Origin of the sequence: Micromonospora sp. NBRC 101691 (genome assembly GCF_030269285.1) — a bacterium.
In the GTDB taxonomy this organism is placed as follows: domain Bacteria; phylum Actinomycetota; class Actinomycetes; order Mycobacteriales; family Micromonosporaceae; genus Micromonospora; species Micromonospora echinospora.
In genome coordinates, this window is record NZ_BSTB01000002.1 from 13,296 (window position 1) to 31,648 (window position 18,353).

Consider the following 18,353-nt stretch of genomic DNA (forward strand, 5'->3'; position numbering starts at 1 on the left):
GTCGACCAGGCGAGCGCCGTCAGCGGGCTCGCGGGCCACCGCATTCGCCGAACCGGAGATGAAGCCAGTGACCACCCCAGGCAAGACCCGCGTCGCCATCGTCTTCGGCGGCCGTAGCCCCGAACACGGCATCTCCTGCGTGAGCGCGGGCAGCGTGCTCGGCGCGCTGGACCCGGACGAGTTCGACGTGGTGCCGGTCGGGATCACCCGCGCCGGGCAGTGGGTGCTGGCCGACGGGGACCCGTCCCGCCTGGCGATCGCCGACCGTCGGCTGCCGGAGATCACCACGGCCACCGGGGCGGAGGTGGTGCTCCGGGCCGACCCGACCAGTGGCGGACTGATGGTGCTCGACCCGACCGAGGGGCCCCGGGCGTTGGCCGGGGTGGACGTGGTCTTCCCGGTGCTGCACGGCGCGTACGGGGAGGACGGCACCATCCAGGGCCTGTTGGAGATGGCCGGCATCCCGTACGTCGGGGCGAACGTCTTCGCCTCCGCCGCCGCGATGGACAAGGAGTTCACCAAGAAGCTCTGTGCCGTCGAGGGCATCCCGGTCGGCCCGTACACGGTGCTGCGCAGCGGCGCGACCCTCGCCGAGGAGGAGAAGGAACGGCTCGGCCTGCCGGTCTTCGTCAAGCCCTCCCGGGCCGGCTCGTCCTTCGGCATCAGCAAGGTCACCGACTGGTCGCAGCTCGACGCGGCCATCGCCACGGCCCGTCAGATCGACTCGAAGGTGCTGGTCGAGGCGGCCGTCGTCGGGCGGGAGATCGAGTGTGGCGTGCTGGAGGGGGAGGCCGGCGGCGCGCCCGAGGCGTCCGTCCTGGCCGAGGTGCGCCTCGTCGCCGACCACGACTTCTACGACTTCGAGGCGAAGTACATCGACGCCGACGAGGTCTGCGAGTACGACGTCCCGGCCGAACTGCCCGAGCACGTCACCCGGCAGGTGCGCGAGTACGCCACCCGGGCCTTCACCGCCCTGGACTGTGCCGGCCTGGCCCGGGTCGACTTCTTCGTCACCCCGGAGCTGGACGTCTACCTCAACGAGGTGAACACGATGCCGGGCTTCACCCCGTCGTCGATGTTCCCTCGGATGTGGGCGGCCTCGGGACTGGAGTATCCGAAGCTGGTCAACCGGCTGATCCGCACCGCGCTGCGGCGCGGCTGAGCGTCGGCGGGAGGACGAGCGTCGGCGACCGGACCGGGGCCGCCGATCCCGCTGCGGCGGTGGCCTGCCCCGGCCGGGGAACCACCGCGGCAGCGGTGACGACTCAGCCCCGGCAGCCGGACGGGACGGGGCCGGCGCTGAGGATGGAGGCGACGATCGCCTCCGAGATCGGGCTCACCCACTGCAACGGCTGCTCGTACCGCTTCGGCACGGTCACCCGGACCGCGGCCTCCCGGTCGACCGTGGTGAGCACCGTGGCGTCGCCCTGCTCGCTGGCGTGCCAGCAGACCTGCTCGACCACCCAGACCGTGTCGGTCAGGGGGATGGTCGGCTCGGGCACGCCACAGGACACGGTGAGCGCCGGGTCGCCGTACGCCGCGTTCTGCTCCGGTCCGGCGGTGACCGGCCGCTGCGGCAGTTCCCGGACGGCCGCGGGAAGGTTCGACAGCAGCGCCCGGCAGACCGTCGCGGGGCGTTCCGCCAGCGGTTGGGCGGCCATCTCCACCGGGACGGTGGACTTCGGCCCGAGCGCCTGCACGCTCTCGCTCGGGCTCGGCGCGGCCGACTCGTCGGGCGAGAGCACGTTGAAGGTGAGACCGGCCACAGCCACCGTGACCGGCAGGGCGACCACCGCGGCGACCAGGGCCGCCGTCCGGGTCGACCGGTCCCAGCCGCCGCGCCGCTTCACCGGGCCGGTCGGCTCCGCGCCGGAGTCCGCCGGGCCGGTGGCCGCCGTGGTCTCCTCGGGGCCGGCAGGGGGAGTCTTCTCGTCCACTTACAGTCGCACCACCGAACAGGTCAGGGTGCGGGTGATGCCGGGCACCATCTGCACCTTGCTGACAATCAGTTTGCCGAGTTCGTCGACGTTGTTCGCCTCGGTGAGCACCACCACGTCGTACGGCCCGGTGACGGCGTCGACCCGTACCACGCCGGCAAGATCCGCGATCACACCGGCCACGTCACGTGCCTTGCCGACCTCGGTCTGGATGAGGATGTACGCCTGAACCACGACTCGACCTCCGTCCGTCGCCACCAGGGGCGGCCCGAGGAGTGAAACTACCCTACCCACCAGGGCCGACCCCGATCGGTGGTCAAGGAGAAGCGGTGAGCGAGCAGAGCGGCGTGGAGCGCGGCAACGGTGACGCCGACAACGACAGGAGCGTCGTGGGCAGCGGAGAGTTCCAGCTGATCGACCGGGTGACCGCCCGGCTGTCGTACGGGTCGGCGTGCCTGCTCGGCCCGGGCGACGACGCGGCGGTGGTGGCGGCCCCGGACAGCCGGGTGGTCGCCTCCACCGACGTGCTGGTGGAGGGGCGGCACTTCCGGCGGGACTGGTCGAGCGCGGTGGACGTGGGACACCGGGCGGCGGCGGCGAACCTGGCCGACATCGCGGCCATGGGGGCGAGCCCGACCGCCCTGCTGGTGGCCCTCTGCGTGCCGCCGGACCTCGACGTGGCCTGGGCGGAAGGGCTGGCCGACGGGCTGGCCGCCGAGGCCGCCAAGGTCGGGGCGGGAGTGGTCGGCGGTGACATGTCCGCCAGCCCGACGCTGACCGTCGCGGTGACCGCCTTCGGTGACCTGGGCGGCCGGGCGCCGGTGCTCCGCTCCGGGGCCCGCCCCGGCGACGTGGTCGCCCTGGCCGGGCGGATCGGGTACGCGGCGGCCGGCTACACCGTGCTGTCGCGGGGCTTCCGGACGCCGAAACTGCTGGTCGAGGCGTACCGGCGACCGGAGGTGCCCTACCCGGCCGGCCCGTACGCCGCCCGGCTCGGCGCCACCGCCATGATCGACGTCTCGGACGGACTGCTGGCCGACCTCGGGCACGTGGCCCGGGCCAGCGGGGTCGCCGTCGACCTCCGGCGCGACGCGTTCGAGGTGCCCCGGCAGATGGCCGACGCCGCCCAGGCGCTCGGCGTCGACCCGTACGGCTGGATCCTCGCCGGCGGCGACGACCACGCACTGGCCGCGACCTTCCCGCCGGCGGTGGCCCTGCCCCCGCCGTGGCGGGCGATCGGCCGGGTGGCCGAGGGGAACGGGGTGACCGTCGACGGCCGCCCCTGGGACGGCCCCGCCGGGTGGGACCACTTCCGCTGACCGTCGCCGGGCCGGGGAACACGCCGGCCGGCGGATGGCAAGAAGGGGTATGACGACGCCCACGCGCACGCCGGCCGGGGCGGATCCCGCCGACCTGGCCGGCATGTTCGAGCGGTACGCCCGCGACCTGCTGCGCTACTGCACCCGTCGGGTCGGCGAGCAGTTGGCCGAGGACGTGGTGGCGGAGACCTTCCTGATCGCCTACGAACGCCGCGACCGGTACGACCGCGCCCGGGGCGAGCTGTTGCCGTGGCTCTACGGCATCGCCACCAACCTCCTGCGCCGGCACCGCCGGACCGAGATCCGCGCGCTGCGCCTCGCCGCGCGGGCCGGTCCGGAGGTCGAAGGCCCGTTGCGGCGTACCGCCGAACGGGTGGACGCCGAGCGCACCGTCGCCCGGCTCTCCGCCGTGCTCGCCGGGCTGCCCCGACGGCAGCGGGACGTGCTGTTCCTGTACGCCGTCGCCGAGCTGGAGTACGCCGAGATCGCCGCCGCCCTGGACATCCCGCTGGGCTCGGTCCAGTCCGCCCTGCACCGGGCCCGGAGCAAGGTCCGGGTCGCCCTGGCCACCGAAGGAGCCGCCCGATGAGCCGTCACGAGCCCGACCTGGTCGCCGTCCGGGACCTGCCCCCCGGACGGCCCGAGCCGACCGCCGAGTCGGTCGCCCGCACCTGGCACGCGATCAGCCGGCATCAGGCGGCCGTCCACCCGGTGCGGCGAACCCGCTGGCTGGCGCCGGTCGCCGCCGCCGCGACGGTCGTCGCGCTCGCCGTCGGCGGGGCGGTCGTGCTCGCGCCCGGCCGGCCGACGCCGGTGCCGGCGGCCCCGAACCCGCAGGAGGTGATGGCCCAGTTGATCGAGCGGGCCGGGCAGGTTCCCGCCGAGCCGGTCCCGCCCGGCATGCTCCTCTACCGGCGCAGCGAGGGGCCGGAGGGCTGGAAGGAGGTCCGGGAGACCTGGTTCGACGGGCAGACCACGCTGCCGCTGCGGCTGCGCGTAGACGGCGTCGACCGGCCGGTCGACGACCCGTACCCGGCGGGCAGCACCGCCGAGGAGAACCGGCGGGTGGTCGCCGCGGGCGGCAGCTGGTACTTCCCGACGCCGGGCTGGCTGGCCGGGCTGCCCACCGACCCGGCCGCCCTGCGGGCCCGGCTCGACGAGGAGATCGACGCCTACGCCGGGCCGGGACCGGTGGAGCCGGAGGCGCACCTGACCAACCATCTCCTGACCACGTTCGCCGCCGCCGAGCCGCGCCTGTCGCCGCAGGTGCGGGTGGCGCTCTACGAGGTGATCGCCGACCTCGACGGGCTCGTCGCCCGGGAGGTCGTCGTCGACGGCCACCGGTACCAGGCCGTCGGGCAGCGTGAGCCCGCCGGGAAGGTGCTGACCGCGCTCCTCTTCGATCCGGCGAGCGGCCGGGCGGTGGGCGAGTACCACGAGTACGCCGAGCGCGGTGCGCCCGCCCCGCCCACGCCGGCGCGGTTTCCGCCCGGGACGGCCGGGGCGTCGAGCTACCTGCTCTGGACCTTCGCGGTGGTGCCCGGCACCGACCAGCCGGGCTGACCCGTCCCTGCGCCACGGGCGGCGGACGTGACGTACGACCGATCGGGGGCGGCCGGCCCGGTTCCGGGCCGGCCGCGGTCGTACCCTGCCGGGGTGAGCGACATCGAGATCCGCGTGCTGCGCTTCGACGCCGAGGTGGCGCAGCGCCTGGTCCGGGCGGCCCTGGCCGACCTGGCCGCCCGGTACGGCGGCAGCGGCGACGACACCCCGGTCGACGCGGCCGAGTTCGAGCCGCCGGACGGGGCGTTCCTGGTGGCCTACCGGGACGGGGAGCCGCTCGGCTGCGGCGGCTGGCGCAGTCACGGCGACACCGGTGAGGTGGCGGAGGTCAAGCGGATGTACACCACCCCGGCGGCCCGGGGCAGGGGAGTGGCCCGGGCGGTGCTGGCGGCGGTGGAGCGTTCGGCGCGGGAACAGGGCCGCAAGCGGATCGTCCTGGAGTGCGGGGACCGGCAACCCGAGGCGATCGCCATGTACCAGGCGGCCGGCTACGAGCGGATCCCCAACTTCGGGTACTACCGGGACGCCCCGGGCTGCGTCTCCTTCGGTCGTACGCTCTGACGGCCACGCCGCCGGGAGTCAGGCCACCGCGAGCCGGATCAGCTCGACGGCCCGCCGTGCGGTGTGTGCCGCCCCGGTCGGGTCGGCACCCCAGGCCAGCACGTGACCGCAGCGCTGCCGGGAGGAGACCAGCTCGGCCACCCGGTCGCCGACCGCCACGTCCAGCCGCAGGTCGAGCAGACCGGGCACCCGGCTGGCCTGGCGGACGTCCCCGATCGCGGTGACCGTGCCGGGTGGGGCGACCAGGAACTCCACCGCCGCCGCCGCGACCGCGCGGGCCGGCAGCGCCGGGCGTTCCCCGAGGAGCACCCGCAGGTACGCCTCGACGAACGACGCCTCGTACGCCACCGTGATCAGCGCGGCGATGAGGTCGCCGGGAAGCCGGGCGGCGCACTCCACCAGGGTCGGCACCCCGTCTGCGAGGATCCACTCGCTGTGCAGCACGCCGGTGCGGAACCCGGCTGTCCGGGCCAGCCGGCCGGCGACGTCGAGCAGGACGCGGCACTGTGCCCCGGGCAGTCCGGACGGGACGGTGTGCCCGGTCTCCACCGGATACCGGCCCGGCAGCACCCGCTTGTCCGTGACGTTGCCGAAGATCACCTCGCCCTCGGCCACCAGCAGTTCGACGCTGTGCTCCGAACCGGTCAGGGCGGCCTCGACCAGCACCTCGGTGGGCACCCCGGCATCCTCCTCGGAGCCGGGCGGGTCCGTGGTGGCCGCCCAGACGGCGGCCACCGTGTCCGGGTCGTCGACGAACTGCACGCCGAGGCTGCCCGCGCGCCGGGTCGGCTTGAGCACGCACCGTCCGCCCACCCGCCGGACGAACGCCTCCGCCTCGGCCGGCGTCCGGACCAGCGCGTACGCCGGGTTGGGCAGGCCGTGGCCGGCGGCGAGCCGGCGCAGGCGGTGCTTGTCGGTGAAGGTCTCGGCGGCGGACACCCCGGCACCGGGCAGGCCGAGCCGTTCGGCGAGCCGGGCGGCGGCGGTGACCGCGTACTCGACGCCGGGCATGACCAGCCGGGCGGTGGCGAGCGCCGGCTCGGCCGCCAGCAGCGCGTCGACGTCGAAGGCGTCCTGCTGGTACGCCGCCGGCACGATCCGGGAGACGAACGGCATCCCGGCCAGCGCCCGGGACAGGTCACGCCGGCGGATCAGCGCCGGATCCTCGACGATCACGGCGCAGCCGGCCGGAAGCAGCTCACCCAGCACGCCGAGTACGCCCGGCGGCACCCCGACGATGATCATCTCGTCTCGGGCGAGGCGTAGCGCCACGGGTCGGCCCTCCGGGTGGTTCGATCGCGGGGAAGGCCGGCTCCGCCGCGGGGCGGGGAGGGCGCTGGGCGCGCTGTGGGAGGCGCGGCGACCGGGCACGGCGGTGCCCTGGGCGTACACGACAGTGCCGGCGGACCACGGGGGTCCGCCGGCAGTGACGACGGTGGGGCGCGGTGTTACCGCGTCAGGCGCGGGTGACCTTGCCGGCCTTGATGCACGAGGTGCAGACCTTGAGCTTCTTGGTGTTGCCGCCACCGGCCGGGGTACGCACCGACTGGATGTTCGGGTTCCAGCGGCGGTTGGTCCGCCGGTGCGAGTGGGACACGTTGTGGCCGAAGCCCGGCCCCTTGCCACAGACGTCGCACACGCTAGCCACGGGATACTCCTGGGATTTGTTCGTTCACGAGGGTCGCCGGCAGGTGCTGCCCGGGCAACCTGGTCAGGTTACCCGATGCCCCCGCAGACCAGCCAACCGGCACCCGGCCGGACGGCCCCGACACCTCGTGACGGTACCCGGGAGGACTCCCCGAACGGCTTCCGGCCGTCCGACGCGGCCGGCGATGTCCGGCGGCTGTCGGCACCCGCCAGTAGGCTTTCCGCCGTGCTGGAGACCCTGGACGCTGCCGCGGTGCGCCGCTGGTGCGCCGTCGGGCTCGCGGCGCTGCGCCGTCACCAGGGCGAGATCGACGAGCTGAACGTCTATCCGGTACCCGACGGCGACACCGGCACCAACCTGGTGCTCACCCTCACCTCCGCCCAGCATGCCCTGGGGATGGACCTCGACACCTCACCGGAGGGCGGAGCCACCCCGCACGGCCACGCGTTGCGCCTGGTGGCGCGCGGGGCGTTGCTCGGCGCCCGGGGCAACTCCGGGGTGATCCTCGCGCAGATCCTGCGCGGCCTGGCCGACGCCCTCGTCGCCACCCCGGTCGTCCGGGGCCGGGCCCTCGCCGAGGCGCTGCGGGGCGCGTCCGCCGCCGCCCGGGGGGCGGTCGCCCACCCCGTCGAGGGGACGCTGCTCACCGTGGTGGCCGCCGCCGCGGCCGGGGCGACGGAGGCGGCCAGCGACGATCTCCGCGTGGTCGCCCACGCGGCGGCCGGCGCGGCGAGCCGGGCGCTGGCGCGCACGCCCGAGCAGTTGCCGGCGCTGGCCCGCGCCGGAGTGGTCGACGCCGGTGGGCGGGGCCTCTGCCTGCTGCTCGACGCCCTGGTCGAGGTGGTCACCGGGGAGGCGCCCGACCGCCCGGCCCCGGAGCGCCGTCCGGTCCGCCCGCCGGCCAGCGCCGCCCGCGAGACCGGCTCCGACGCGTACGCCTACGAGGTGCAGTTCCTGCTCGACGCCGAGCCGGCGGCGGTGGCCCGGATGCGGGCCACCCTCGACACGCTCGGCGACTCGCTGGTGGTGGTCGGCGACGACCCGCCACCGGGGGAGCCCGGCACCTGGAACGTCCACGTCCACGTCAACGACGTCGGCGCGGCGGTCGAGGCCGGGGTGGAGGCCGGACGGCCGTACCGGATCTCGGTGACCCGTTTCGCCGACCAGCCGACGCCGACCCCGACGCCCACCCCGGACGGCGCGGCCCGGGCGGCCGTGGTGGTGGCTCCCGGCGCGGGCATCGCCGCGGTCTTCGCCCGGGAGGGCGCGGCCGTGGTCCCGGCCAACCCCTCGATCGGGGAACTGCTCGACGCGGTCCGGGCGACCGGCGCGGCCCGGGTGGTGGTGCTGCCGAACGACGCCGCCACCGCGTCGGTCGCCGGGGAGGTCGTGCGCCAGGCCCACCCGTTCGGGGTGAAGGTGAGCGTGGTGCCGACCCGTTCGCCGGTGCAGGCGCTCGCCGCGCTCGCCGTCCGTGATCCGTCCCGCTCCTTCGAGGACGACGTCATCGCGATGGCCGAGGCCGCCGGGGCCTGCCGGTACGCCGAGGTCTGCCACGCCCGCCGGGAGGCGCTCACCGTCGCCGGCCCGTGCCGTCCGGGCGACGTGCTCGCCCTGGTCGAGGGGGAGGTGCACCTGATCGGTGTCGACCTGCTCGACACCTGCACCGCCCTGCTGGACCGGATGCTCGGCGGCGGCGGGGAACTGGTCACCCTGCTCACCGGGGCGGACGCCCCGGCCGGGCTGGTCGACGCGGTCCGGGCGCACGTCACCCGGCGTTGGCCGTTCGTCGAGGTCCAGGCGTACGCCGGGGGCCAACCGCACTATCCGCTCCTGGTGGGGGTCGAATGACCGAGTCGTCCACGGTGGACACGCCGCTGAAGAAGCTGGTCGGGGAGAAGACCGCCAAGGCCCTCGCCGGCCACCTCGACCTGCACACCGCCGGCGACCTGGTCTACCACTTCCCCCGCCGGTACGACGAGCGCGGCGAGCACACCGACATCCGCGCGCTGGACGTCGGCGAGCAGGTGACCGTGCTGGCCCAGGTGCAGCGCACGGCGGTGCGCCCGATGCGGCAGCGCCGGGGCAACCTGCTGGAGGTGACCGTCGGGGACGGCTCCGGCGGCACGCTCACCCTGACCTTCTTCGGCAACCAGGCCTGGCGGGAACGGGAGCTGCGTCCCGGCCGGTGGGGGCTGTTCGCCGGCAAGGTGACCGAGTTCCGGGGGAAACGCCAGCTCAACGGCCCGGAGTACGTGCTGCTCGGCGAGGGCGGCGAGGGCGAGGCGGCGGCGAACGAGGAGGTCGAGGAGTTCGCCGGGGCGCTGATCCCGGTCTACCCGGCCGCGGCGGCGGTGCCCACCTGGGTGATCGCCAAGTGCGTGCGGATGGTGCTGGACACCCTCACCCCGCCGGAGGATCCGTTGCCGGGGACCATGCGCGCCACCCGCAACCTGGTCGGCCTGGACGTGGCGCTGCGGGAGATCCACCGGCCGTCCACCAAGGAGGCCCTCTACCGGGCCCGGCGACGGCTCAAGTGGGACGAGGCGTTCGCCGTCCAGGTGACCCTGGTGCAGCGCAAGCTCCGCGCCGCGGACTGGCCGGCCCGCCCCCGACCGCCGAAGCCGGACGGGCTGCTCGCCGCGTTCGACGCCCGCCTGCCGTACGAGCTGACCGGCGGCCAGCGGGACGTCGGCCGGGAGATCGCGGCCGACCTGGGCACCGCGCACCCGATGCACCGGCTGTTGCAGGGCGAGGTCGGCTCCGGCAAGACCCTGGTCGCGTTGCGGGCCATGCTCCAGGTGGTCGACGCCGGTGGGCAGGCGGCGCTGCTCGCCCCGACCGAGGTGCTCGCCGCCCAGCACCACCGGGGCATCCAGGAGCTGCTCGGTCCGCTGGCGCAGGCCGGTGAGCTGGGGGCTGCCGACCACGCCACCCGGGTCGAGCTGGTCACCGGTTCGCTCGGCGCGGCGGCCCGCCGTCGGGCCCTCGCCGAGGTCGCCGAGGGCCGTGCCGGGATCGTGCTCGGCACCCACGCCCTGCTCTACGAGGGCGTCGACTTCGCCGACCTGGGTCTGGTGGTGGTCGACGAGCAGCACCGCTTCGGCGTGGAGCAGCGCGACGCGTTGCGGGCCAAGGCCGACCAGCCGCCGCACGTGCTGGTGATGACCGCCACGCCGATCCCCCGGACGGTCGCCATGACCGTCTACGGCGATCTGGAGGTCTCCACCCTCGCCCAGCTGCCGCAGGGGCGCTCGCCGATCGCCTCGCACGTGGTGCCGGCCGCCGAGAAGCCGGCCTACCTGGACCGGGCCTGGCGTCGGTTGCGCGAGGAGGTCGCCGCCGGCCACCAGGCGTACGTGGTCTGTCCCCGGATCGGCGAGGGTCCGCAGTCCGAGGAGGAGGCCCCGAAGGAGGACGACACCGGGCGGCGGCCACCCCTGGCCGTGACCGAGGTTGCTCCGCTGCTCGCCGAGGGGCCGCTGCACGGGCTGCGGATCGGGATACTGCACGGGAAGCTGCCCGCCGACGAGAAGGACGCGGTGATGCGTTCCTTCGCCGCCGGCGAGCTGGACGTGCTGGTCGCCACCACGGTGGTCGAGGTGGGCGTGAACGTGCCCAACGCCACCGTGATGATCGTCCTCGACGCGGACCGGTTCGGCGTCTCCCAGCTGCACCAGTTGCGCGGCCGGGTCGGGCGGGGCTCGGCCGCCGGGCTCTGCCTGCTGGTCACCGAGGCGACCGAGGGCACCCCGGCCCGGGAACGGTTGGACGCCGTCGCCTCCACCACCGACGGCTTCAAGCTCGCCGAACTCGACCTGGAGCAGCGCCGGGAGGGCGACGTGCTCGGCGCGACCCAGTCCGGCCGCCGCTCGCACCTGCGGCTGCTCTCCCTGCTGCGGGACGCCGACCTGATCCGCGACGCCCGTGCCGAGGCGATCACCCTGGTCGAGGAGGACCCGGAGCTGGCCCGGCACCCCGCCCTGGCCGCCTCGGTGGCCGCCCTGGTGGACGAGGAGCGGGCCGAGTACCTGGAGAAGGGCTGAGCCCGGCGTGTCGCGTAGCGTCTGGGCCATGGACAGGAGGCGACGGTGACCCGGATCGTGGCCGGGACGCTCGGCGGTCGGCGGATCGCCGCGCCGCCCGGCGGCGGCACCCGACCGACCTCCGACCGGGTGCGTGAGGCGTTGTTCAGCGCGGTCGAGGCGAGCCTCGACCTGACCGGGGCCCGGGTGGCCGACCTCTACGCCGGCTCCGGCGCGGTCGGGCTGGAGGCGGTGTCCCGGGGTGCGGGGCACGTGCTGCTGGTCGAGTCCGACGCGCGTGCCGCCCGGGTGGTGCGGGAGAACATCGCCCTGCTCCGGGCCGCTCCGACCGCCCGGCTGGTGACCGGGAAGGTGTCCACCGCGCTCGCCGCCGGCCCGGAGGGCGGACCGTACGACCTGGTCTTCGCCGACCCGCCGTACGCGGTGCCGGACCGGGAGGTCACCGCGGTCCTGACCGCGTTGGTCGACGGTGGCTGGCTGGCCCCCGACGCCCTGGTGGTGGTCGAGCGGGCGAGCCGGTCCGGGCCGGTGGAGTGGGTGGAGGGGATCACCGCCGAACGCAGCCGGCGTTACGGCGAGACCACTCTTTGGTACGGTCGCCGATCATGAGACGTGCGGTCTGTCCCGGCTCGTTCGACCCGGTCACCAACGGTCACCTCGACATCATCGGCCGGGCCAGCCGGCTTTTCGACGAGGTCATCGTCGGTGTGCTGGTCAACCAGTCGAAGAGTGGTCTGTTCACCGTCGACGAGCGGATCGCCATGCTGCGGGAGGTGACCGCCTCCTACGACAACGTCCGGGTGGCGTCCTTCCAGGGTCTGCTTGTCGACTTCTGTCGGGAACAGCAGGCGAGTGTCCTGGTCAAGGGGCTGCGAGCGGTCAGCGACTTCGACTACGAGCTCCAGATGGCCCAGATGAACATCGGCCTGGCCGGGGTGGAGACGCTCTTCATGCCGACCAACCCGCTCTACTCGTTCCTCTCCTCCAGCCTGGTCAAGGACGTCGCGAAGTGGGGCGGGGACGTCTCGCCGCACGTGCCCGACCTGGTCCGGGAGCAGTTGCGGGCCCGGTTGACCGTCGAGCGGCCCGGCTGATCCGTCCGCGCGCGCGGACGGCGTGGCGACGCGCCGGGCGGGCGGGATGGTCCGGCGCTCGCCCGTACCCCGCATGATGGGTGCAGCACGAACCCGGCCGTGGACCGCATCATGGTGGTCGGCCGACGACGACAGGAGTGAGGTACACCGGTGGACCCGCTCGACCGCATCGACGAACTGATCGCCATGGTGGAGACGGCGCGTTCCGTCCCGATGTCCCGGAACAACTGCATGGTCGACCGGGGGGAGATGATCGCCGCGCTGGACGAGTTGCGCGCCGAACTCCCCGCCGACCTGCGCCGGGCCGCGGTGCTCCTCGGGGAGCGGGACAAGATCATGGACGCCGGTAAGCGGGAGGCCGACCGGATCATCAGTGAGGGTGAGGCCGAGCACGCGCGGCTGGTCTCGGTCAACGAGATCACCGTCTCCGCCGAGCACGAGGGCGCGCGGATCATCGCCGAGGCCCGCGCCGAGGCCCAGCGGCTGCGTGAGGAGGTCGACGACTACGTCGACACCGCGTTGGCCAACTTCGAGCAGTTCCTGACCCGGGCCCTCGCCTCGATCGAGCGTGGCCGGGACAAGATGCACGCGCTGCGGGAGATCGGGACCTTCGGGGGCGACGACTCGGAGCGCCCGCTAACCTTCTGAGCGGCACCTCAGCGGCCGGCCGGGGTGCGGCTGGCTGTCGCCCCCGGTTCGACGGTGGGGCGACGGTCCAGGTAACCTCTTGTGTCGGCCTGTCCACGGCCGGAGTCTGACTATGCCCAAGCACTCGCCATCGCACCTCGACCCCAGGTCGCCGCTGGTCCTCGACACGAGGGAGCTACCACGCCGGCCTGGCGCTCTGCGTACGGTCAAGCGGGTGGTCCCGGCGCCGTCCGACCTCGGCGTGGAGTTGATCAGCGTGCCGGAGGGCGCGGACCTCGACCTCGATCTGAGGTTGGAGTCGGTGTCCGAGGGCGTGCTCGTCTCGGGGCGGGTCTCCGGTCCCGTCCGGGGCGAGTGCGGCCGGTGCCTCCGGGAGATCAACGAATCCGTGGCCGTGACGATCCAGGAGCTGTACGCGTACGAGAACAGCACCACGGACGCCACGACCGAGGAGGACGAGGTGGGCCGGATGCAGGGCGATCTGATCGACCTGGAGCCGGCGCTGCGGGACGCGGTGGTGCTCATGCTGCCGACCAACCCGCGCTGCCGGGAGGACTGCCCAGGACTGTGCCCCGAGTGCGGGGTGCATCGGGACGAGCTGCCGGCCGACCACAGTCACCAGCAGATCGACCCGCGTTGGGCGGGCCTGTCGCAACTGACCCGTAAAGAGGAGTAAGAACCGTGGCCGTCCCGAAGCGCAAGATGTCGCGCAGCAACACCCGGTCCCGCCGGGCGAACTGGAAGGCGGCCGTGGTCGCGACCGTGGCCTGCCCGCAGTGCAAGTCGGCCAAGCTGCCGCACGCCGCCTGCTCCGTCTGCGGCACCTACAACGGCCGCCAGGTCCTCGAGGTCTGACCTGGACGCCGGGTGACGCCTCCGACCTCGGGTCGGGTGGCGCGCACGTCCAGGCGATCGCCCGGTGTGCCGGCTCCCTCCGACGCCGGCCGGGTTCTCCCGGCCGGCGTTCCGGTGGAGGAGCCGGGCACCGCGCGGATCGCCGTTGACCTCCTCGGCGGGGACCGCGCACCCGCCGTCGTGGTTGACGGCGCTCTGCGGGCCCTGCGCGCCGACCCGAACCTGCATCTGCTGCTCGTCGGCCCCTCCGAGGTGGCCGGCGGGCTCGTCGACGTACTCACCCCGGAGCAGCGCAGCCGGGTGACCGTACGTCAGGTCCGGCACGCCGTCACCATGGCCGACCAACCCACCCGGGCCCCCCGGGCCGTGACGACCGTCCGGGCGGCGGTCGCCGCGGTGGCCGAGGGAACGGCGGACGCGGTCGTCTCCGCCGGGTCGACCGGCGCGACGGTCACCGCCGCCGCGCTCGGCCTCGGCCGCTGGCCGGACGTACGGCGTCCGGCGCTGGTCGCCACCCTGCCGGCGGTCGCCGGTCCGGTGGTGCTGCTCGACGTGGGCGGCTCCCTGGAGCCCCGGAGCACCACGCTCGCCCGGCACGCCGTGCTCGGCACGGCGTACGCCGCGGTCGCCCACACGGTCACCGGCCCCCGGGTCGGCCTGCTCTCCGTCGGCACCGAACCCGGCAAGGGGGACCGGCTCCGCCGGGCCGCCGACCCGCTCCTGGCCGCGCTGTCGTTGCCCTGCGACGGCCGGTACGTCGGCCTGGTCGAGGGCTACGACGTCGCGCTCGGCGGGCGTGCCGATGTGGTGGTGACCGACGGCTTCACCGGTAACGTGCTGCTCAAGGCGATCGAGGGCGCGTACGCGATGGCCGGTGGGCCGCCGGAGGGTGGCGGCGTGCCGCGGGCCGCGGCCCTGCTCGGCGTGGCCGGGACGGTGGTCGTGTGCCACGGCGCCGCGCGCGGGAAGGACGTCGCCTCCGGTATCGCGCTCGCCGCCCACCTGTGGCGGCGTGACGCCACGGCCCGGGTCGCCTCCCTGCTCTCCGCCGGTCGCCCCACCGACACTCCCGACCGCACCACGCACACCGAGGTGATCCCATGAGCAACGACAAGCGCCACCGCGCCCCGGTGGGCCATCTGGAGGCGGCCTTCGGCGTGTCGCTGGATCCGGAACTGCTGGAGCGTGCGCTGACCCACCGCTCGTTCGCGTACGAGAACGGTGGCCTGCCCACCAACGAGCGGCTGGAGTTCCTCGGTGACTCGGTGCTCGGCGTGGTCATCACGACCGCGCTCTTCCGCAACCATCCGGACCTCCCCGAGGGGCAGCTGGCGAAGCTGCGGGCCAGCGTGGTCAACATGCGCGCGTTGGCCGAGGTGGCCCGGGGACTGGGGCCGGAGGGGCTCGGTCAGTACCTCCTCCTCGGCAAGGGCGAGGAGGCGACCGGCGGTCGGGACAAGGCCAGCATCCTGGCGGACACCCTGGAGGCGCTGCTCGGCGCGATCTACCTCCAGTACGGCCTGGACACCGCGGCGGAGGTCATCCACCGGCTCTTCGACCCGCTGATGGCCGAGTCGGCCGGCCGGGGCGCGGCGCTGGACTGGAAGACCAGCCTCCAGGAGCTGACCGCGGCGCTCGGCCTGGGGGTGCCGGAGTACCGCATCGAGGGGGCCGGCCCGGACCACCTGAAGACCTTCACCGCCTGGGTGGTGGTCGCCGGCAACCGGTACGGCGGCGCGGAGGGGCGCAGCAAGAAGGAGGCCGAGCAGCGGGCGGCCGAGTCTGCCTGGCGCACCCTGACCGAGCAGGCCGAGGCCGACGCCGCCGCCCCGGAGGACGCTGCCCCGGAGGCCCGCACCGAGACCGCCCCGACCGGTGCGCCCGCCGCCGTCGCCGAGATGGTCGTGGTCGACCTGCCCGACGGCCGGGTCGCCGCCGACGCCACCCTCGACGGACGCCCGGAGTCCGGCCGTGCCTGAGCTGCCCGAGGTCGAGACGGTCCGGCAGGGACTGGCCCGCTGGGTCACCGGACGACGGGTGGTCGCGGTGCAGGTGCGGCACCCCCGGGCGGTACGCCGGCACCTGCCCGGCGCGGCGCACTTCGCGGACGTGCTCACCGGCCGGACCGTCCGGGACGTCCGGCGGCGCGGGAAGTACCTCTGGCTGCCGCTGGACAGCGGGGACGCGCTGGTCGGGCACCTCGGGATGTCCGGTCAACTTCTCGTCCAACCCGCCGAGGCCCCCGACGAGCTGCACCTACGGGTCCGGTTCACCTTCGCCGACGACGGGCCGGAGCTGCGTTTCGTCGACCAGCGCACGTTCGGCGGTCTCGCCGTCTCCGCCGGTGGGTCGGAGCTGCCCGCCGAGATCGCCCACATCGCCCGGGACCCGATGGACCCGGAGTTCTCCGACGCCGGGTTCGTCGGCGCGATGCGGCGGCGGCGTACCGAGGTGAAGCGGGCCCTGCTCGACCAGACCCTGATCTCCGGGGTCGGCAACATCTACGCCGACGAGGCGCTCTGGCGGTCCGGACTGCACGGTGCCCGGCCCACCGACGCGTTGACCGGCCCGGCCGTGACCCGGCTGCTCGGCCACGTCCGGGACGTGCTGGGCGAGGCGATCACGGTCGGCGGGACGAGCTTCGACGCGCTGTACGTCAACGTCAACGGCGAGAGCGGCTACTTCGACCGGTCCCTGAACGTGTACGGCCGGGAGGGTGAGCCGTGCCGGCGGTGCGGTGCGCCGATCCGACGGGAGCCGTTCATGAACCGGTCGTCGTACAGCTGCCCCCGCTGTCAGCCCCGTCCCCGTACGGCCGCGCGCGCCTGACCGGACGCCGCGCGACGCCGGAGCGCCGCGCGGCGGCGGAAGAGGTCAGCCGGGGGTGCCGAAGACCTGCGTCCAGTACGGACCGTTGCTGCGCGCCACCCCGACGCCGATCTCGGTGAACGCGCAGTTCAGGATGTTGGCCCGGTGGCCGGAGCTGTTCATCCAGGCGGACATGACCGCGGCCGGGGTCTGCTGGTTCCAGGCGACGTTCTCGCCGTAGCCGCGCCAGTCGTAGCCGACCCGGTCGAGGCGGTCGCCGACGTTGCTGCCGTCGCTCCCGGTGTGCGACATCTTCCGGGTGGCGGCCTGGTCCTCGCTGTGCCGCTGCGCGGCGGTGGTGAGCTTGGCGTCCACGCTGACCGCGCCGCAGCCGGCCTTGGCCCGCTCGGCGTTGACCAGGGCGACGACCTGGGCCTGCTCGGTGCCGCCGGTGGCCGGGGCGGCGGCGGTCGTGGCCCGGGTGGTCGGGGTGCTGGGCCGCTCGACGGTGCGCCGTGACGGCGCGGTGGTGCGGCTCGGGGCCGGCGTCGGCTTGACGCTCCGGCTGGGCGAGGGGGTCGGGCTGGCCGGGACGGTCGGGGACGGGCTGGCGCTGGCCGACGCCGAGGGGGGCAGGTCGGAGCCGGGCAGGGGCGGGGCCACCGGCACCTCCTCGGCGGTGACGGTGGCGGGCGGTTCGTCGTCGGGCAGCAGTACCGCGCCGACGCCGACGGCCACCACGAGCGTGGCCGCCGCGGCGGCGCCCACGACCAGGAACGGTCGGGGGAACCGGCGACGCGACCGGTGGCGGCCGTCGCCGACCGGGGCGCCGACGCTCCGGTGCGGGACCGCGTCCGGGGCGGGGCGGGTTCGGTCCCGGTCGACCGGCGGGATGTGGTGCGTCTCACCGGCCCACGCGTAGCCGTCGCGTCGCTCCCCGTGCCGGTGGCCGGCGGGTGGCCCGTCGTGCCGGCCGACGGTGGGCTCGTCCGGTTCGTCCCCGAACAGGTACGCCGACCGGGGCATCGGGCGGCCGTTGTCCCAGTACGGTGGCTCCTCCGTCGGCGGCTCGGGGCGCCGTTCGGCGCGGTCCGGTTCCATCGGGTCGGTCCAGCCGTACACTCCTGTGCCTCCACGGGTCGGGTTCACGGGCCGGGGTGACGCTACGGCGCGGGTCTGAGCAGCGGCAATGCCGCTAAGGAAGAGTTAAGGCGAAACGTGTTCGTGAGGTAACCGCTTCGGAACGCTGCGGAGTTACAGTGATGCGGTCCGGACATTGACCGTCCGTGCCTGACGGCGATCCGAGTGACATTCGGGTTGACACGGTGATGATCCACGGCCTGCGGGAACTTGACGAACGGGGGGTTGGCGGCCCAATATATAGGTGTCGCCAGTCGCGCCCAGTCATGCCCGAATTTTCCTCGGCATGGCAGCCGCGAACCAGTGGGCGCGCGTTGGCCGGCCTTTCCGGCAGCGCATATCGAGGAGTTCAAAATGGCGAAGGCCCTGTACGGCCACGTTGGTGCGGCGTCCGACCGGCGCCTGCTCGACGAGGTCACCCGGCTGCGTGCCAGGGTTCAGGCACTGGAGTTCGAGATCACGCGTCTGCGGGCCGAGAACGATCGGCTCGTGGCTGCGGCTTCGGAGGCGGACGACCTGCTCCGGCTGGCCGAGCCCGCGCTGACCTGATCTCCGGTCACCGGACAACTGAATCGCAGCAGAAAGAAAACGCGCGCCGACACGTATGTGCCGGCGCGCAGCTCTGTGCACCGCTCGTTCACCCTCCGTCCTCCGTCCCGCCGCGGGGTGGGTCGCATGCGCCGGCCCGTCCGGCAGCGGGTTAGTCTGCGGGTTGACCAGGTCCGCGCGGCCCA

At 74.4% G+C, this 18,353-nt stretch carries 21 protein-coding genes; 16 read left to right on the forward strand and 5 right to left on the reverse strand.

Features of this window, described 5'->3' with window-relative positions:
* The first annotated feature begins 67 nt into the window (after positions 1-67).
* Positions 68-1,162 (forward strand): D-alanine--D-alanine ligase family protein, encoded by a 1,095-nt coding sequence (locus tag QSK20_RS04130; protein WP_285787222.1) that lies wholly within the window; start codon positions 68-70, stop codon positions 1,160-1,162.
* Positions 1,163-1,265: 103 nt separating this feature from the next.
* On the opposite strand, the gene QSK20_RS04135 is transcribed toward QSK20_RS04130, so the two are convergent.
* Both QSK20_RS04135 and QSK20_RS04140 read right to left on the reverse strand, forming a co-directional pair.
* A complete protein-coding gene (locus tag QSK20_RS04135) occupies positions 1,266-1,937 on the reverse strand; it encodes a DUF3515 family protein (protein WP_502888838.1) in 672 nt (223 codons plus the stop codon).
* Positions 1,938-2,171 (reverse strand): Lrp/AsnC ligand binding domain-containing protein, encoded by a 234-nt coding sequence (locus QSK20_RS04140; protein ID WP_285787223.1) that lies wholly within the window; start codon positions 2,169-2,171, stop codon positions 1,938-1,940.
* A 113-nt stretch (positions 2,172-2,284) separates the two neighbouring features.
* Between QSK20_RS04140 and QSK20_RS04145 the strand changes: the two genes are divergently transcribed.
* The 4 genes from QSK20_RS04145 (at position 2,285) to QSK20_RS04160 (ending at position 5,380) form a co-directional block, all read left to right on the forward strand.
* On the forward strand, positions 2,285-3,256 hold the full coding sequence (locus QSK20_RS04145; protein WP_285787656.1) for a thiamine-phosphate kinase: 972 nt from the start codon (positions 2,285-2,287) through the stop codon (positions 3,254-3,256).
* A gap of 49 nt (positions 3,257-3,305) precedes the next feature.
* Entirely contained in the window at positions 3,306-3,845 is a 540-nt protein-coding gene (locus QSK20_RS04150; protein WP_285787224.1) for an RNA polymerase sigma factor, read from the forward strand.
* Complete coding sequence (locus QSK20_RS04155) at positions 3,842-4,819, forward strand: hypothetical protein (RefSeq protein ID WP_285787225.1); 978 nt, start codon at positions 3,842-3,844, stop codon at positions 4,817-4,819. Before QSK20_RS04150 ends, QSK20_RS04155 begins: the two co-directional genes overlap by 4 nt.
* Before the next feature lie 93 nt (positions 4,820-4,912).
* On the forward strand, positions 4,913-5,380 hold the full coding sequence (locus QSK20_RS04160) for a GNAT family N-acetyltransferase (RefSeq protein ID WP_285787226.1): 468 nt from the start codon (positions 4,913-4,915) through the stop codon (positions 5,378-5,380).
* An 18-nt stretch (positions 5,381-5,398) separates the two neighbouring features.
* Here the strand turns inward: QSK20_RS04160 and QSK20_RS04165 are convergent, their stop codons facing one another.
* Together QSK20_RS04165 and rpmB are read right to left on the reverse strand one after the other, a co-directional pair.
* Entirely contained in the window at positions 5,399-6,652 is a 1,254-nt protein-coding gene (locus QSK20_RS04165) for an ATP-grasp domain-containing protein (protein ID WP_285787227.1), read from the reverse strand.
* 184 nt (positions 6,653-6,836) lie between these two features.
* Positions 6,837-7,028: a 50S ribosomal protein L28 gene (rpmB, locus tag QSK20_RS04170; protein WP_011905179.1), complete on the reverse strand. Its 192-nt coding sequence runs from the start codon at positions 7,026-7,028 to the stop codon at positions 6,837-6,839.
* 225 nt (positions 7,029-7,253) lie between these two features.
* Between rpmB and QSK20_RS04175 the strand changes: the two genes are divergently transcribed.
* From QSK20_RS04175 to mutM, 10 genes are all read left to right on the forward strand, one after another.
* Positions 7,254-8,879: a DAK2 domain-containing protein gene (locus tag QSK20_RS04175; protein ID WP_285787228.1), complete on the forward strand. Its 1,626-nt coding sequence runs from the start codon at positions 7,254-7,256 to the stop codon at positions 8,877-8,879.
* Entirely contained in the window at positions 8,876-11,074 is a 2,199-nt protein-coding gene (recG, locus tag QSK20_RS04180; RefSeq protein WP_285787229.1) for an ATP-dependent DNA helicase RecG, read from the forward strand. The genes QSK20_RS04175 and recG overlap by 4 nt, the downstream gene beginning before the upstream one ends.
* Positions 11,075-11,119: 45 nt before the next feature.
* Positions 11,120-11,683 (forward strand): 16S rRNA (guanine(966)-N(2))-methyltransferase RsmD, encoded by a 564-nt coding sequence (gene rsmD, locus QSK20_RS04185; RefSeq protein WP_285787230.1) that lies wholly within the window; start codon positions 11,120-11,122, stop codon positions 11,681-11,683.
* Positions 11,680-12,168: a pantetheine-phosphate adenylyltransferase gene (coaD, locus tag QSK20_RS04190; protein WP_088980219.1), complete on the forward strand. Its 489-nt coding sequence runs from the start codon at positions 11,680-11,682 to the stop codon at positions 12,166-12,168. The genes rsmD and coaD overlap by 4 nt, the downstream gene beginning before the upstream one ends.
* Positions 12,169-12,318: 150 nt before the next feature.
* The gene (locus QSK20_RS04195) at positions 12,319-12,816 is read left to right on the forward strand and encodes a hypothetical protein (protein WP_285787231.1); all 498 of its coding nucleotides are present in this window, start codon (positions 12,319-12,321) and stop codon (positions 12,814-12,816) included.
* A gap of 112 nt (positions 12,817-12,928) precedes the next feature.
* A complete protein-coding gene (locus QSK20_RS04200) occupies positions 12,929-13,492 on the forward strand; it encodes a YceD family protein (RefSeq protein ID WP_285787232.1) in 564 nt (187 codons plus the stop codon).
* A gap of 5 nt (positions 13,493-13,497) precedes the next feature.
* Entirely contained in the window at positions 13,498-13,671 is a 174-nt protein-coding gene (gene rpmF / locus QSK20_RS04205) for a 50S ribosomal protein L32 (RefSeq protein ID WP_088963525.1), read from the forward strand.
* A 66-nt stretch (positions 13,672-13,737) separates the two neighbouring features.
* Positions 13,738-14,775 (forward strand): phosphate acyltransferase PlsX, encoded by a 1,038-nt coding sequence (locus QSK20_RS04210; RefSeq protein WP_285787233.1) that lies wholly within the window; start codon positions 13,738-13,740, stop codon positions 14,773-14,775.
* Entirely contained in the window at positions 14,772-15,650 is an 879-nt protein-coding gene (gene rnc / locus QSK20_RS04215; RefSeq protein WP_285787234.1) for a ribonuclease III, read from the forward strand. The genes QSK20_RS04210 and rnc overlap by 4 nt, the downstream gene beginning before the upstream one ends.
* Positions 15,643-16,500 carry a bifunctional DNA-formamidopyrimidine glycosylase/DNA-(apurinic or apyrimidinic site) lyase gene (mutM, locus tag QSK20_RS04220; RefSeq protein WP_285787235.1) on the forward strand — a complete coding sequence of 286 codons (858 nt, stop codon included), beginning with the start codon at positions 15,643-15,645 and terminating at the stop codon, positions 16,498-16,500. Before rnc ends, mutM begins: the two co-directional genes overlap by 8 nt.
* A 45-nt stretch (positions 16,501-16,545) precedes the next feature.
* On the opposite strand, the gene QSK20_RS04225 is transcribed toward mutM, so the two are convergent.
* On the reverse strand, positions 16,546-17,580 hold the full coding sequence (locus tag QSK20_RS04225) for a CAP domain-containing protein (RefSeq protein WP_502888839.1): 1,035 nt from the start codon (positions 17,578-17,580) through the stop codon (positions 16,546-16,548).
* A gap of 393 nt (positions 17,581-17,973) precedes the next feature.
* Between QSK20_RS04225 and QSK20_RS04230 the strand changes: the two genes are divergently transcribed.
* A complete protein-coding gene (locus tag QSK20_RS04230) occupies positions 17,974-18,168 on the forward strand; it encodes a hypothetical protein (RefSeq protein ID WP_088980213.1) in 195 nt (64 codons plus the stop codon).
* Positions 18,169-18,353: the final 185 nt, after the last annotated feature.